This window comes from Brevibacterium sp. LS14, assembly GCF_012027885.1.
In the GTDB taxonomy this organism is placed as follows: domain Bacteria; phylum Actinomycetota; class Actinomycetes; order Actinomycetales; family Brevibacteriaceae; genus Brevibacterium; species Brevibacterium casei.
This window is the reverse complement of record NZ_SJXG01000035.1, coordinates 77,437-91,974: the sequence shown is the minus strand read 5'-3', so window position 1 is coordinate 91,974 and position 14,538 is coordinate 77,437. Positions and strand designations below refer to the sequence as shown.

The 14,538-nt window shown below is 67.6% G+C and carries 11 protein-coding genes; 4 read left to right on the top strand and 7 right to left on the bottom strand.

What is annotated here, in order from left to right:
• The 4 genes from EZE58_RS05125 to EZE58_RS05110 form a co-directional block, all read right to left on the bottom strand.
• Positions 1 to 389 (bottom strand): transposase family protein (locus EZE58_RS05125; protein ID WP_167559748.1); only part of this gene is annotated, 389 nt, incomplete at its 3' end.
• Positions 390 to 534: 145 nt separating this feature from the next.
• The gene (locus EZE58_RS05120; RefSeq protein ID WP_131248396.1) at positions 535 to 1,632 is read right to left on the bottom strand and encodes a hypothetical protein; all 1,098 of its coding nucleotides are present in this window, start codon (positions 1,630 to 1,632) and stop codon (positions 535 to 537) included.
• Between the two features lie 66 nt (positions 1,633 to 1,698).
• Positions 1,699 to 4,377, bottom strand: coding sequence for an AAA family ATPase (locus EZE58_RS05115; protein WP_063250229.1), 2,679 nt, complete (start codon positions 4,375 to 4,377; stop codon positions 1,699 to 1,701).
• Positions 4,374 to 5,498 carry a metallophosphoesterase gene (locus EZE58_RS05110; RefSeq protein ID WP_063250228.1) on the bottom strand — a complete coding sequence of 375 codons (1,125 nt, stop codon included), beginning with the start codon at positions 5,496 to 5,498 and terminating at the stop codon, positions 4,374 to 4,376. Before EZE58_RS05110 ends, EZE58_RS05115 begins: the two co-directional genes overlap by 4 nt.
• 152 nt (positions 5,499 to 5,650) lie before the next feature.
• On the opposite strand from EZE58_RS05110, the gene EZE58_RS05105 reads away from it, so the two are divergent.
• From EZE58_RS05105 to EZE58_RS05095, 3 genes are all read left to right on the top strand, one after another.
• Positions 5,651 to 6,556 (top strand): ABC transporter ATP-binding protein, encoded by a 906-nt coding sequence (locus EZE58_RS05105; protein ID WP_063250227.1) that lies wholly within the window; start codon positions 5,651 to 5,653, stop codon positions 6,554 to 6,556.
• Between the two features lie 71 nt (positions 6,557 to 6,627).
• Complete coding sequence (locus EZE58_RS05100) at positions 6,628 to 7,665, top strand: iron-siderophore ABC transporter substrate-binding protein (protein WP_131248399.1); 1,038 nt, start codon at positions 6,628 to 6,630, stop codon at positions 7,663 to 7,665.
• A complete protein-coding gene (locus EZE58_RS05095) occupies positions 7,662 to 9,785 on the top strand; it encodes an iron ABC transporter permease (RefSeq protein WP_131248400.1) in 2,124 nt (707 codons plus the stop codon). Before EZE58_RS05100 ends, EZE58_RS05095 begins: the two co-directional genes overlap by 4 nt.
• Positions 9,786 to 9,872: 87 nt before the next feature.
• On the opposite strand, the gene EZE58_RS05090 is transcribed toward EZE58_RS05095, so the two are convergent.
• A complete protein-coding gene (locus EZE58_RS05090; protein ID WP_131248401.1) occupies positions 9,873 to 11,270 on the bottom strand; it encodes an SLC13 family permease in 1,398 nt (465 codons plus the stop codon).
• Between the two features lie 87 nt (positions 11,271 to 11,357).
• A complete protein-coding gene (locus tag EZE58_RS05085; protein WP_063250223.1) occupies positions 11,358 to 12,506 on the bottom strand; it encodes a PrpF domain-containing protein in 1,149 nt (382 codons plus the stop codon).
• 113 nt (positions 12,507 to 12,619) lie between these two features.
• Between EZE58_RS05085 and EZE58_RS05080 the strand changes: the two genes are divergently transcribed.
• Entirely contained in the window at positions 12,620 to 13,540 is a 921-nt protein-coding gene (locus EZE58_RS05080; protein ID WP_063250222.1) for a LysR family transcriptional regulator, read from the top strand.
• On the opposite strand, the gene EZE58_RS05075 is transcribed toward EZE58_RS05080, so the two are convergent.
• Positions 13,537 to 14,442: a LysR substrate-binding domain-containing protein gene (locus EZE58_RS05075; protein WP_009374594.1), complete on the bottom strand. Its 906-nt coding sequence runs from the start codon at positions 14,440 to 14,442 to the stop codon at positions 13,537 to 13,539. The two genes, EZE58_RS05080 and EZE58_RS05075, sit on opposite strands and share 4 nt — an antisense overlap.
• Between the last annotated feature and the right edge of the window lie 96 nt (positions 14,443 to 14,538).

The window sequence follows — 14,538 nt, the reverse complement described above, 5'->3', positions numbered from 1 at the left end:
GCAGCGACGCGGCTGACGGTGAGGTGGTCCACGACCACACCGGTCAGCGCCCAGCCCACCCCGCCACGGGTGATCTTCGCCCGCGGCGCCGCGGCCTTCGACGTGTCCTGCCGCCACGTCCGACGGCAGGTAACACACCGGTACCGGCGGACCCGGACCATCAAGGTCGTGGGCCGGTGCCCGAACGGCTCGTGCGCCAACCGGCGGATCACCGTGTCTCGGGGCACGCCCTCGGCCCCGCACTCCCTGCACCACGGGTCCGGCTCCAGGACCCGGCACTGGATCACCGCACGATCAGGCTCAACCCGCTGTCCGACGGCCTCGAGGCCGAGCTCGTCGAGACGGCAGAACGTGGTCAGGTCAGGGCGAACGAAGGTAGCGTGATCCATGTCGAGGTCCTCAGGATGGGCAGTGTCAGAACTTCCATCCTCGGAGGGCCTCGACCCCTATCCAGCGACCGACGCGCCCAACCCGACTACACTCTCAGCTGCGAAGAGCCCACATACTTTCGCACAAAATGCGTGCACTCAGATTCTAAGGGCTCGCCGGTTTCAGCCAACGTTCGTTTACATCTAACCAATTGTCAATCGAAATCAGTCTCCTATTGACAATCTTCTCTTGTCGAACTTTGATCGCTTCCCCTAGTCGCGAAGATGAGTATACAAATTTTTCAATAGCCACAAATACAATTACCACCAAAACGCCGACAGTTATCAAATCTGGCAAACTGATAGACGAACCAGAACTGGCCGACAGCGCCCCAGTCACAGCAACAGCCATCCCAACCGACAATGCCTCAAGAATTCTCAGCAGAATATACAATCCTCTATTTGCATTGCGACCTCGCAGCCAGTTGCTCCACGAAGAAACCCGAAGATAAACAAGAAATAGGGTGCATATTATTCCGTAGGTACACGACACCACCAAGAACCCTGCAATGATCTCGTATGGGAGGCGAGATATAGATGTAACTACCGAAAGAACTGCAACCAACAAAATTGCACAGCCGCAAACTATCGTATAAGGATTGCGCCCGCGATCGGTCGCGCCATCTCGTAAACTGTCGAGAAGCTCCTTCACCTTCTCGCGCTCCAGCATGTTCTCTTCCCTAGCCTTCGAACGAGAAAATCGACTTGGCCCCATCGACGCCGAGGTCAGAATGCAGATAAATGTTCCAAGCAGGCTAATAAATACGACACCTAAACTCGTCTCACGTGGGCCCACGGACACAAAACGAGTCAGTGACGACAACGCAACAGTTGAAAAATAAGCAGCAAAAATAAGATTCAAGAAATCAACATAATTACGTACATCTCCCGCCTCGTCTTCCTCGCCCCACGTCAGCGACTCTGACCTTCTTGATCCAAATGCCGCAAGGGCCACTCCAATGGCGGTTATACCGACAACCTGACCTGGATATCCATATCCATTATCAACGAACTCTCGCAGAATTGATTGAGCCCACCCTGCCTGGACAGCCCGATAGTCATCTCCGATAAAAATTGAAAATATAAATGGGAAGACGATGACGATCGGAACCACAAGAGAAGCCACCATAAATGTTGACAACGCCACTCGCCCATGAATAGCGGAAACTCGGCGCTGGTTAGAATTTCGTGACTTCAAGTTCATATTAGCCCACTCTTGTACTGTGTGATTGGTGGATACTGACAGCTGAGTTCGGCAGTATTCGAGCGACTACCCCAGACTCACGGTCGTCGCGCCGCCGACGGAGGCGAAGCGCTCGGGCTGGCAGGTGAGCAGGATGACCTGCGCGGACTCGCCGATGGTGCCGAGAACGACGTTGAGGGCGGCCAAGCGCTCGGGGTCGGCGAAACCGAAGGCATCGTCGAGGATGACCGGGGCACCCGCCGACGGGTCGACGAGGGCGGCGACGGCGAGCCGGCCGATGAGGGCCAACTGCTCCCGGGTTCCGCCCGAGAGCGATTCGAACGGCACCGTTGTCCCGTCGAGTGTCCGTGAGGCTATCGCGAGATCCTCGGACACCTCGACCGAGAGATCGGGACCGAAGATCGGTCGCCCGAGACGCTCGATCTGCGCCTTGAACGGCGCGACGTACTTCCGTTGGGCCTCATCGCGATGCGCGAGCACCGTCGAGCGGAGCAGATCGATCGCCCGCGCACTGCGCTCGAGACGAGCACATCTCCTCTGCGCTGTCTCGAGTGCTTCCTCGGCGCTCTTGAGCTTCTCGTAGATGCCCTCACCGGCCCGGTCGTCAATGAGCGCGGTGAGTCGATCGACCTCCTGCCGATCCTTCTCCCGCTGCGCCTCCTTGCTCACGACGAGCTGCCGGACGTTGTTGACCTTCATCTCCAGCGTCTGCGGATCCGCGGCGTCATAGGCGGACCGGGCCTCGGCCACTCGCGCCTCGGCAGCACGTGCCTGTTCGGTCGCGGCACTCACCGCCGACCCGAGCGCTTCGTCCGACTCTGCCGCCCTGGCCTCGGCGAGCGCCTTCTCCAGACGTTCGGCCTGCGTCCGCGCCTCCTGCAGGGTGGTCTGCGCGCGGACGGTCTCGACGCGAGCGTCGTCGCGGTTCGCTCGCGCTGTCTCGAGTCGCGCAGTCGCCTCGTCCATGTCCGCCTGGGCATCATCGACGGCCGTGTCAGCGTCGGCAAGAGCCGTTTCGAGATCGGCGACCGTCTCAGCAGAATCGTCGTCGTCGCCCGCGCCGTCCGTCCGCGCGCCGTCCGCCGACCCTTCGCTGTCCGATGCTTCGTCACCGGACTCCCCGTCGTCTCCGCTGCCGGCGATGAGCGCCTCGGCCCGCGCGAACGCCGCTTCGAGGTCCTCGCGCCCGTCCGCTCCGAGCAGGGCTGTCAGCGTCGATACGGCCTCCGCTGCCTCAGCCTCGGCGTCCGCGCGGCGGTGTGCCCGCTCCCGTGCCTGAGCGACCGAATCGACCTGCAGGCGCTCGAGCTCTGCCGAAAGCGCCGACTGCGCGGCCTCGAGCGTCCGGTCGAGCTCGACCGGGGACGCCCCGGGACGCACGGTGATGTCGGCGACCCCGTCGACGACGATGCGCACATCACTGACCACGGCGAGCTCGGTCTCCCTCGTCTCTTCGAGCTCCGCGCCATCGATGCGGACCGGAGTCTCACCGAGGCGGCGGGCGACGATCTGCGCCGCAGCGGAGGTCTTCGCGCTCTCGGCGATGCGCACGTCGGTCTCAAGCGAGATGAGACGGTCGACATCGGCCGCGGTGACGGCGATCGACCGCACCGTCGCCGCAGCAGTGGCCCGCCGCTCCTCCTGCACCCGGATCTCACCGAGGCGACGCCGGAGGTCGGCATAGTCACCGCGCGCCCGTGTCCGGGAGAGACGCTGCGCCGTACGCTTGGCCTCCGCCCGAGCCGCCTCGAGCACCTCACGGGCAGCGGTGACCTCACGCTGTGCCTGCGCGAAGGACTCGTCCTTCTCCGCCTGCGAAGTCTCGAGGTCGTGGGCACGCTCGCTCGCGGCGATCACCGTCTGTGCCGCAGCATCGGCATCGTCGACGAGGGCAGTCCGTCGCTTCCGCGCTTCCTCGGCCAGCGAGACGTCGCGGGCGATCGCCTCGGCGCGCTGCTCGGCGTCGGTGAGCGCGGACTTGAGTGCGTTCAGCGCCGCGAACTCCTCCTCAGCGGCCTCCTTGTCCGCGACCGCCGCAGTCAGCTGCTCGCGCACGGACTCGAGTCGGGCAGAGGCCCGAGCATGCCTCTCGACGAGGTCGTCCATCTCCGCGCTGCGCACGGTGAGCTCACGGTGGGCCTCCTGGGCCGCCGTGACCTCGGCGTCGATGTCCCGGTACTCCCCCGTCGGCCTGCCCGACTTCGTGAAGTACTTCGCATACTCGTCCTCGACCCGGTCGAGGAACGCATCGTGATCGGCGACCTCCGCCCCGGTCTCGCTGAGCGCGGACTGGAGCGCGCTGATCTGCGCCATCGGAGCCTGGGCGAGGCTCTCGCCCTGCGAGACATCGAGGGCGACGAGGAGGTCGACGTCGACGGTGTCGGCGAGGACGGAGAGGAAACGCTCGTGGGCCTCGTCTCCACTCAGCTGCTCGGGGCGCGGTCGCAGGATCTCCAGGGTGGTGTACTGGCCACGCAGCCAGCGCTTCGCGTATCTGAGCTCGATGTCGCCGGTCGTGAGGTGAAGGGAGACCTCGGGTCCTTCGTCGACGCCGATCGGCTGAGTGTCCTTGACGCTCGCCTTCTTCGAACTCGATTTGTCCTCTCGCAGGTGGGCGATCGCCTCGTGGATCGAGGACTTCCCCACTTCGTTGGGACCTTCGACGATGGTCACCCCGTCGGCGAAGTCGACGGTGGCGTCGACGATGCCGCGGTAGTTCTGCAGGCGGATCGAATGCAGTCTCATGTCCCGCTCCTCGCGAATCGGTAGAGGAGTCCCAGGGCATCCTGGGCGGCGGCGTCGTCGCCGGCGGCCCGCTCGGCGAGGTCGTCGAGGGACTCCTGGAGGTACCCGCTCAACCCGAGACCGGCGAAGTCCTCGTCGGCGGCGATGACGGCTAGATCCGTGTGCCGCTCCCACAGGGAGACGAGCGCGAAGAGGTCCCCCGCGTGGTCGAGGACCTCGTCGAGCCTCGCCTTCGCTGCCGTCGAGAGGGTGCCGCGGAGGATGAGCCAGAGCGCGGTGCGGTCCTTGTCGGCGATCGCCGCGAGCCGGGACTCGAGCGCGGTGACGTCCTCAGCAGAGTCCACGTCCTCCTCGATGACGACGAACGACCACTGGCCCACCGGCACCTTCTCGACGTCGACGGCATGGGTCTGCGGGTCGACGTCGACGACGAGGACGTTGCCCGGATCGTCCTCGCGCCGCGAGGTCACTTCCGGCGCGCCCGGATACCAGATGCGCTCGGCAACCTCGTAGGTCGCGTGCCGATCGCCGAGAGCGACGAACTGCGCCCGGTCCGCGTCGAGGACGCGGCGCAGGTTCGCCTCGTCGATCGTCGCCACTGACTCCCGGTCGGGATCGAGGCTGCTCACCGCCCCGTGTCCGGCGATGATGCGGATCCGGCCGGGAGCCACCTCGGCGAGGTCATCCGTCGCGGCCGCGACGAGGTCGTGGAGGGGGCGCTTCGAGAACCACGGAGCTCCGACGACCTCGGTGCCCGGCACCACCTCGACGGGAGCGGAGTCGCGGAGAACCCGGACGTGCTCTGGCTGCCGGGACGTGAAGGCCGGGGAGTCGTAGATCGACGCGGCATCGAGCGGATCGTGATTGCCCGGCAGGAGGACGACAGGCACGGTGAAGGCCGAGAGGACCTCGAAGGTCCGGGAGACGATCGCGCGATCGAGCTGGTTCGACTCGAAGACGTCCCCGCAGACGAGGACGAACTCCGCGCCCCGCTCCTCGGCGAGCTCGCCGATCCGGCGGATCGCGTCGAGCCTGGCCCGATGGAAGCGGGGCCTGGCCTCGGCGCTGAGGAAGTGCGCGGTCATGCCCAGCTGCCAGTCTCCGGTGGCGATGAATCTCATCGGTGCCCTCCTCACGTCGTCACCATCCTATGTATGGGCCCCAGAGTACGAGTCGGCACGGACACGGCCTGTGATGCTCGCCATATCTGCGCGGATCGCGGTCGATTCGCGCCGCCGCCCAGGAACTTAGGATAGGCTATGCAATTGTGAAGATGACAGCTCAGGCGCAGCCGTCCGTCCTCGATGCGCACGGCGGGGCGACGCTCAACGCGGCCCGCCTCCGTCTCGGCTACGAACGCCGTACGGTCGTCGACGACGTCTCGCTCTCGATCGCCTCCGGACGGGTCACTGCGCTCGTCGGGCCCAACGGCAGCGGCAAGTCGACCGTCCTGCGGTCCCTGGCCCGCCTCCACCCCATCGACTCGGGTGCCGTCTCGATCACGGCGGGCGGGTCGACGACACCGTCCTCGGCGCTGTCCTCGCGGGAGTTCGCCACGGTCGTCACCCTGCTCTCGCAGTCGCGCCCGCACCCCTCAGGGGTGAGCGTCCACGACGTCGTCGCCTACGGCAGGCACCCGCACCGCAAGCGCTTCGCCGCGCTCACCGAGACCGATCACGCGGCGATCGACAAGGCGCTTGCCCTCACCGGCACCGCGCACATGGCCGAGCGTCCCGTCGACCAGCTCTCCGGCGGGGAACTCCAGCGCGTGTGGCTGGCCACCTGCCTGGCCCAGGACACCGGGGTCCTCCTCCTCGACGAACCGACCAACCACCTCGACCTGCGCTACCAGGCGGAGATCCTCGACCTCATGCGCGAACTCGCCGACGACCACGACACGGCGATCGGGGTTGTCCTCCACGACCTCGGCCACGCCGCCGCCGTCGCCGACCACGTCATCCTCCTCGATGCGGGACGAGCGCGCGCGGTCGGGACCTGCGAAGAGGTGTTCACCGCCGAGATGCTCACCGAGGTCTACGGCCTGCCGATCACCGTCACCACCGACGAGGACACAGGCCTCGTGCGCGTCGAGGCTCTGCCGCGCCGACGGCGCCGACCCACCGCGCCCCGATCGCAGCGATCATCGGCGCAGCCGACCGCGGTCACCACCGCCCCCTGAACCGCTCTCCCCCTCCCTGTCACAGCCGGCACTCGTCCCCGGAGTGCGCCCACGAGAAGGAAGACCCACCCATGGCCACACTGCCACGCACCTTCGCCCTCGCCTCGGCGAGCGCGATCTGCGCCCTCGCACTCTCCGCGTGCGGGACCACCGACACCGACGCCTCGGCGGATGACGCCGCACAGAAGTCGACTTCGGCGTCGTGCGCCGACGACCAGACCGCGACCTCGACGGACCCGGTCTCGGTCACCGACGACACGGGCACGACCATCGAACTCGACAAGCCCGCGGCGAAGGTCGTCTCCCTCGAATGGCAGTACACCGAGGACCTGCTCTCCCTCTGCGTCGACCCGGTCGCCGCCGCCGACGTCAAGGGCTACACCGCGTGGGACACCGCTGAGAAGCTGCCGGAGACGACGACCGACGTCGGCACCCGTCAGGAGCCCAACGTCGAGTCGATCCTCTCGGCGAACCCCGACCTCGTCATCATCGAGAAGGAATCGCGCGACGACAAGGTCATCCAGCAGATCGAAGACCAGGGCGTGCCCGTCATGGTCATGACCGGCGCCGATGCGAAGGATCCGATCGCCTATATGAAGGACACGTTCTCCCTCGTCGCCCAGGCCACCGGTCGCAGCGAACGCGCACAGGCGGTGCTCGAGGACTTCGACGCGAAGGTCGAGGAGTCGAAGCAGGCCATCGCCGATGCGAAGCCCGAAACGACGGACTTCGTCTACTTCGACGGCTGGGTCAACGGCTCGAACGTCGCCATCCGACCCTTCGGTCAGGGCTCGCTCATCGGTGAGCTCGGGGAGACGATCGGGCTGACCAACGTCTGGACCGGTGAGGTCGACCCCGCCTACGGGCTCGGCCAGACCGACATCGAGGGCCTCTCCAAGGTCGGCGACGCGAACTTCTACTACACCGGCACCGAGGATCCCGAGTCCGAGGACTACGTCGAACTGCTGAAGAAGAACGACATCTGGGCGAACATCCCCGCCGTCAAGGAGGATCGGGCCACACCGTTCCCTGCCGGCATCTGGACCTTCGGCGGCCCGAAGTCCTCCGCACAGGCCCTCGACGCCTACGTCGGCGCCCTGACGAAGTGACCCAGACGTCCACCGACGCCGCTGAGACCGACGTCCGGGACGGTGCCGCGGCGCCGTCCCGGGGCGTCGGGCTCCTCGGTGCGCTCACGGCCACCGGGGTCCTCGTCGGTCTCGCCGTCGTCCTCCTCGTGCTCTCGGCGTGGCACATCACGCAGGGCACCTCGGGGATCGGTCTGCGCGACCTCCTCGGGGCGCTCACCGGTGCCGCCTCCCCCGCCGAGGCGGGCCCCAGTGTCCGCGACATCCTCATCGGGTCGCGGCTGCCGCGCGTGGGTGCCGCCGTCCTCGTCGGCATCGCCCTCGGCGTCGCCGGCGCGCTCTTCCAATCGCTGGCCCGCAACCCGCTCGCCTCCCCGGACACGCTCGCGGTCACCGGCGGGGCCTACTTCGCCGTCACCCTCGTCACCGCCTTCGGGCTCGCCGTCCCGGTGTGGGCCTCCGGTGGCGTCGCGTTCGCCGGCGGGCTCCTCGCCGCCGCGCTCGTCCTCGGACTCGCCGGCGGGGCCGCGGCGTCGACGACGAAACTCGTCCTCGCCGGCACCGCCACGGCGCTGGCACTGCAGGCGGGCACGTCGACGCTGCTCATCCTCTTCGCCGAGGAGACGACGAGCCTCTTCTCCTGGGGCTCCGGCACCCTCAATCAGCTCGACGGCTCGGCCGCCCTGCGCAGCGCCCCGGTCATCGCCGTCATCGTCGCCGCGGCCCTCCTGCTCGCCCGCCGCCTCGATCTGCTCAGCCTCGGCGACGACACGGCTGCGGTGCTCGGCGTTCCGATCCGCTCGACGCGGGCCATAGGCGTCATCCTCGCCGTCCTCCTCACCGCCACCGCAGTGACGCTGGCCGGGCCGATCGGCTTCGTCGGCCTCGCCGCGCCGGTGATCACCCGCCTGCTCGCGCGGTTCGTCCCGGTGCTCGCCAAGCATGTCGTGATGATCCCCGCGACCGCACTCATCGGGGCGATCATCGTCGTCCTCGCCGACGCCGTGTTCCGCGCGATCGTCGGAGCCACGGCCGCGATCACCCTGCCGTCCGGGGTGACGACGACCATCCTCGGCGCGATCATCCTCGTCCTCCTCGCCCGCCGGATGCGCACCACGGGTCCGGCACAGCCGACCTCGGCGGCGCGGAGCACGGTGCACGGTGGCCGTCGCGCCGCGCTCGTCATCACTGCCCTCACCGTCGGCCTCCTCGTCGCCACCGTCCTCGCCCTGCTCACCGGGGAGCGGTTCTACCTCCTCGGCGACGTCGCTCTGTGGCTGCGCGATCAGACGGCCCCGGTGATCGGCTTCGCCTTCGACTCCCGGGCACCGCGGGTCGCCGCTGCCCTCCTCGCTGGTGCCGCGCTCGCCCTCTCGGGCACGTTCGTCCAGGCCAGTGCGCGCAATCCGCTCGCCGAGCCCGGGCTTCTCGGCATCACCGGCGGGGCCGGGCTCGGCGCCGTCATCGTCGTCACCCTCGTTCCCGGCGCCACGGTCGTCCTCATCTCCACCTTCGGCATCATCGGGGCACTCGTCGCCTTCGCGATCGTCTACGGCCTGTCGTGGCGGGGCGGGATGAACACCGACCGCCTCGTCCTCATCGGCATCGGCCTGTGGTACGGCTTCACGGCTCTGACCACGCTCTTCCTCATCCGCGCGAACCCGTGGGACACTCCGGCGATCTTCACGTGGCTGTCCGGGTCGACGTACGGGCGCGTATGGGCCGATGTCGCCCCTGTCGCCCTCGTCCTCGTCATCGCGATCCCGCTCGCCGCGGTGTGGAGTCGGGAGCTCGACCTCCTCGCCCTCGACGACGACACGCCGAGGCTCGTCGGAGTCGCCCGCGAACCCGTCCGCCTCGGCGTGCTCATCACCGCGGCCGTCCTGGCAGCGGTGAGCGTCTCCGCGGTCGGCGTCGTCGGCTTCGTCGGGCTCGTCGCCCCGCACGCGGCGCGCGCCCTCGTCGGCAGCCGCCATTCCCGGGTCATCCCCGTCGCGATGCTCCTCGGCGGCCTCGGGCTCGTCGTCGCCGACGCCCTCGGGCGCACCGTCATTGCCCCCGCACAGATCCCGGCAGGCCTCATCGTCGCCCTCATCGGCGCTCCCTACTTCGTGAGGCTGCTCGCGCGGTCACGGGCCTAGGGAACGACCGCCTCGGCGAGGACGGCCGGCACATGACAACGGGTGGGCCCCTCCGTTCGGAGGAGCCCACCCGCGTCTGTCACGTCGTCACATGATGCCCGAGACGACGAGGAGCAGCCACGTGAGCAGCGGGGCGAGGAGGACGACGATCGCACCGTAGATGATGAGGTCGCGCCAGATCGTCTTCGCCGCACTGCCCTTCGCGTTGGCGATGATGAGGGCGCCGTTCGTCGAGAACGGGGAGACGTCGACGATCGTCGCCGAGATCGCGAGTGCGGCCATGACCGCGGTCGCGCTGAGCTCGCTCTGCTCGAGCAGCGGGATCGAGAGCGGGATGAACGCGGTGAGCAGCGCCGTCGACGAGGCGAAGGCGGAGCTGATGCCGATGACGTAGCAGAGGACGACGGCGACGAGGAGCGGGATGCCGATCGAGACGGCCATCGTCGAGAGCGAGTCGATGACGCCGGCCTTCGTGAGCAGGGAGATGTAGACGATCATGCCCGAGACGAGGAGCACCGTCGACCACGAGATCCCCGAGACGAACGTGTCCGAGTGCTTCATCGAGGTGAATGCGAGGACGAGACCGCAGGTGAGTCCGAGGAATCCGATCGGCAGCTCGAAGCCGACCGCACCGATGACCATGACCGCGATGAGGGAGAGCGTCAGCCACACCTGCGGGGTGAGGACGGAGCGCCCCACCGGCGCCGAGGTGGGTGCCGGGTCCACGAGTGTCGTTCCGCCCTTGCCCCACGACGTCCCGGTGCCCGCGGGGGCCGCCGTCCCGCCGAGGCGGCCCGCGGGTGCGCCCGCACCGCTCGAGGGTGTCGCCTCGGTGGGGCCGTCGGCCTCATCCACGGCCTCGGGTTCCGGTGTGGTGCGCAGACGACCGAAGACCCGCATCACGGCGACGGTGAGGATCGTGACGATGACGTTGATCGCATACGAGGCGGCGAAGAGGGCGCCCTGGTCGATGTCGAAGCCGTTCTCCGCGGCGATGTCGCGGACGATGATGCCCGAGACGGAGATCGGTGAGAACGCTCCGGCGTGGGCGCCGTTGATGATCATCGCGCCCATGACCACGCCGCTGTAGCCCGAGGCGGCACTGAAGCCCATCGCTGCGGGAGCCAGCAGGGCGACGGCCGCCGGGGAGAACGTGCCGAGGGAGGTGAGGATCGAGGCGATGACGAAGAAGATCCACGGGACGATGCCGAGGCGTCCGCGCACGGCGCGCACGGCGAGGTCGACGAGCATCTTGATGGTCCCGTTGCGCTGGGCCATGCTGAAGAAGAACGTCACTCCGACGATGGTGAGGACGATGCTCGCGGGGAACTCCTCGAGGATCTCCTTGTCGTCCATGCCGAAGACGAAGGTGCCGAAGAGGAACGCTCCGACGAACCCCATGATGCCGATGTTGATCGGCCACTTTGTGGCGGCGATGAACATCACCACCAGTACCACCAGGATGAGAATCTGGACGAGGGTCATGGGAGGTCCTCCAACTTCATTGTCAGTGTGATTGTCTCTGATTGCGGTTGCGTGGTGCCGTCCGGTCCGATGACCGAGCGGGTGGGGTCAGCCGACGAGCTGCAGTGCGGTGTCGGCGTGCGGAAGATCGATGTCGGCGGCGGCGATGCGCCTGGCCACGCGCCTGACCCCGAGTCGGGCGACGTCGCCGGCGGAGTCGAGCTGCACTTCGCAGGTGATGACCCCGGCGGGAGTGCCGATGCGGATGCTCACCTCGCCGCCGCGCGAGAGGAGTCGGTCCGGGCCGATGAGTGAGCGGACGAGGCTGCCGTCGACGAATGCCGCTCGGGCGAGGGCGATCGCCGCGGTGAGGCCGATCGCCGGGTGCGGGTCGAACATCGAGACCATCCGCACCGAGAGGTCGTAGGAGGCGGCGGCGACCCGCTCTCCCGTCGTCGTCGTGAAGTCCTCGGCAGGACCGATGATGCCGACCTTCGGAACGGCAGGGCTGGGGTCCTCACCGGGCAGGGTCAGCCCCATCGCCTGGGACGCCGACTCGCGGATGGCGAGGAGTTCGGGCAGGCGCAGGCGCACCTCGGGAAGGGTGTCGCTGCCGGTCATCCCGAGGTCGGTTGCGGAGACGAAGCATGCGGGAGCTCCGGCGTCGATGGCGCTCACGGTGACCGTGCGCCCGGCGGCACTGAGCACCGTCGTCGCCGCACCCGCGGGCAGAAGCTCCCCGGTCGAGGTGCCGTCGACGTTCTCGAAGAAGACGTTGACGGGCACCCCGGGCATGGCGCTGCCGGGGATCGTCTCGTCGCCGTCGGTGGGGATCGCCCGACCAGGGGTGGCCACCTCGGCGACGAGGACGGATCGGGTGTTCTCGTTGATCATCCTCACCTCGGTCACGTCTCCGCCAGCACGGACGAGCCCGTTCTGGATCGCGAAGAGCGCGACGGCCGAGGCGCAGTTGCCGCAGTTCGACGTGAACTCGACCGCGGTCTGCCCGATCCCGACCTGGGCGAAGAGATAGCTGATGTCGATGCCCGGGATCGCCGAGGGCGAGATGATCGCCGCCTTCGACGTCGTCGAGGAGGCACCCCCGACCCCATTGAGCTGCCGGTCGTCGCCCGACCCGAAAACCGCCGCGAGGGCGGTCGCGATCTGGGCTCGATCCGCGGGCATCTCATCGCCCATGAAGAGCCAGCACTTCGATGTGCCGCCCCGATACCACTGTCCGTGGAGTTGACCGTTCACGTGTGTCTCCTGAATCCGACGCCGCGGTGATGCGGCTTTCGATTCACGGTGTCACGCAGCATGATTAAGTTCAATCAACACTTTGTTACCTCGATCTAAGCTATGCTTAAACCATGAGTTCAGCGCCGTACAGCGTCGATCGACTCCTCCTCCTGCTTCTCGTGTTTCGGACAGGCAGCCTCTCCGCGGCCGCCGATGAGCTCGCGCTCTCCACCTCGGCGGTGTCGCAGCAGATGAGCAAGCTCGAACGCGAAGTCGGCCTTCCGCTCGTCGTCCGGCACCCGAAAGGGATGCGCCTGACCGATGCGGGTCTCAAGCTCGCCGCGCACGCGATGACGATCGACAACGCACTCGCAGCCGCCTGCAACGACATGGAGGCCTTCGCACAGCTCGACCGCGGCGAAGTGCGGATCGCGACGTTCCCGACCTTCGCCGCCTCGGTGATGCCGAAGGTCCTCCTCCACTTCCATGACCTCCACCCCGATGTCGAGGTCACCGTGCGCAGCTACCGCCTCGACCGCATCGGGGAGGCACTCGAGCGCCGGGAGGTCGACCTCGCGACACTCTGGGACTATCCGTGGGCGCCGATCGGGCAGGACATCCCCGTGCAGACCACACTGCTCAAGGAGCCGACGATGCTCCTGCTGCCGGCCGGGCACCGTCTGGCGCGCCGACGCATCGTCGATCTCGAGGAGGTCGCCGACGACCGATGGATCACCCGATCCTCGCACCCGGTCGCCTCAGTGCTCGAGCGGATCTGCCGGGATGCCGGGTTCGACCCGGACATCGTCTTCGAGGCCAACGACTACCCGGAGCTGCTCGGCATGGTCTCGGCAGGTCTCGGCGTCGCAGTCGCCCCGCGGCTGGCGGTGCGCGCGCACGGACCCGACGTCAGGGTCGTCGCGATCCGCGGCAATCCGGCACCGCGGCGGATCCTCCTCGCCAAACTCGCTGAACGCGTTCAATCCCCTGCCACTCTCGCCCTCGTCCGGTCCTTCCGCACCGTGAGCGCGGCGAAGGAGTGGCGGGGCTAGGACGCAGACCCCTCTCCCCACTCCTCTGCCGCCTCGGTGATGTAGTCGCGCAGCCGCGCGACGACCCGGCTGGGCCGGCGGACGGCGGAGACGAGCGCGATCTCCCGGACGTGCGTTCCCCTCAGCTCCACCTCGGTGAGGCCCTCGATGGGGCGGACGCTGCGCGGGATGAGGGCGATGCCCATGCCCCGACTGACGAATTCGCGGATCGTCGAGAACTCCGTCACCTCGGTCTTCACCTCGGGGACGAATCCGGCAGCCAGGCACCACGCGTCGGTGAGGGTGCGCAGGTTGTACGGCTCGGGGTTGGCGATGAACCGTTCGTCGGCGAGTTCGGCCAAGGAGATCATTCGGCGCCGGGCCAACCGGTGGTCGGCCGGGACCGTCGCGACGACGGTCTGACGTGCAAGGACCTCGTGCGCGAGCTCCCTCGGCGGCGGGATGATGATCGCGAGATCGAGCAGACCCGCCTGCAGGTCGTCGACGAGGACGGCTCCGTGGGCCTGTTTGAGGTCGAGGCGGATCCCGGGATGGGCGTCGCTGAAAGCGGCGAGAAGATCGGGGATGACCCCGGCGCCCATCGTCAGGGGGAAGCCGAAGCGGACGACGCCGTGGTCGGGATCGGCCGCCTCGGCGAGGTCGGAGATCGCGATCCCGATCTCCCGCAGCGGAGCCCGGATCTCCGCGACGAGGTCCCTGGCCTGCTGAGTGAGACCGACCGTGCGCCCCCGCGGGACGACCATCGGGACGCCGAGGTGGTCCTCGAGGCCGTGGATGCGCCGACTCATCGTCGACTGGGGGATGCCGAGGACCGCGGCTGCGTCGGTCATGTGACCGTCCTGATCGGCGAGTTCGACGAGTGCCCTGAGATGCGGGACGAGGGCATCGAGTTTTTCATCCATATTCGGATCATACTCATCGATCCACTCATTGGACGGATGATTCGTTTGGGAGGATCGTGGTGGTACGGCCCGGGAACACCCGCCCGTGACCTGCAT

Excerpts from the sequence above, each read along its gene's own strand:
- EZE58_RS05110 (WP_063250228.1), bottom strand. The coding sequence starts at position 5,498 with ATGAGATTCATCGCCACCGGAGACTGGCAGCTGGGCATGACCGCGCAC.
- EZE58_RS05105 (WP_063250227.1), top strand. The coding sequence starts at position 5,651 with ATGACAGCTCAGGCGCAGCCGTCCGTCCTCGATGCGCACGGCGGGGCG.
- EZE58_RS05090 (WP_131248401.1), bottom strand. The coding sequence starts at position 11,270 with ATGACCCTCGTCCAGATTCTCATCCTGGTGGTACTGGTGGTGATGTTC.
- EZE58_RS05100 (WP_131248399.1), top strand. The coding sequence starts at position 6,628 with ATGGCCACACTGCCACGCACCTTCGCCCTCGCCTCGGCGAGCGCGATC.
- EZE58_RS05120 (WP_131248396.1), bottom strand. The coding sequence starts at position 1,632 with ATGAACTTGAAGTCACGAAATTCTAACCAGCGCCGAGTTTCCGCTATT.
- EZE58_RS05080 (WP_063250222.1), top strand. The coding sequence starts at position 12,620 with ATGAGTTCAGCGCCGTACAGCGTCGATCGACTCCTCCTCCTGCTTCTC.
- EZE58_RS05075 (WP_009374594.1), bottom strand. The coding sequence starts at position 14,442 with ATGGATGAAAAACTCGATGCCCTCGTCCCGCATCTCAGGGCACTCGTC.
- EZE58_RS05115 (WP_063250229.1), bottom strand. The coding sequence starts at position 4,377 with ATGAGACTGCATTCGATCCGCCTGCAGAACTACCGCGGCATCGTCGAC.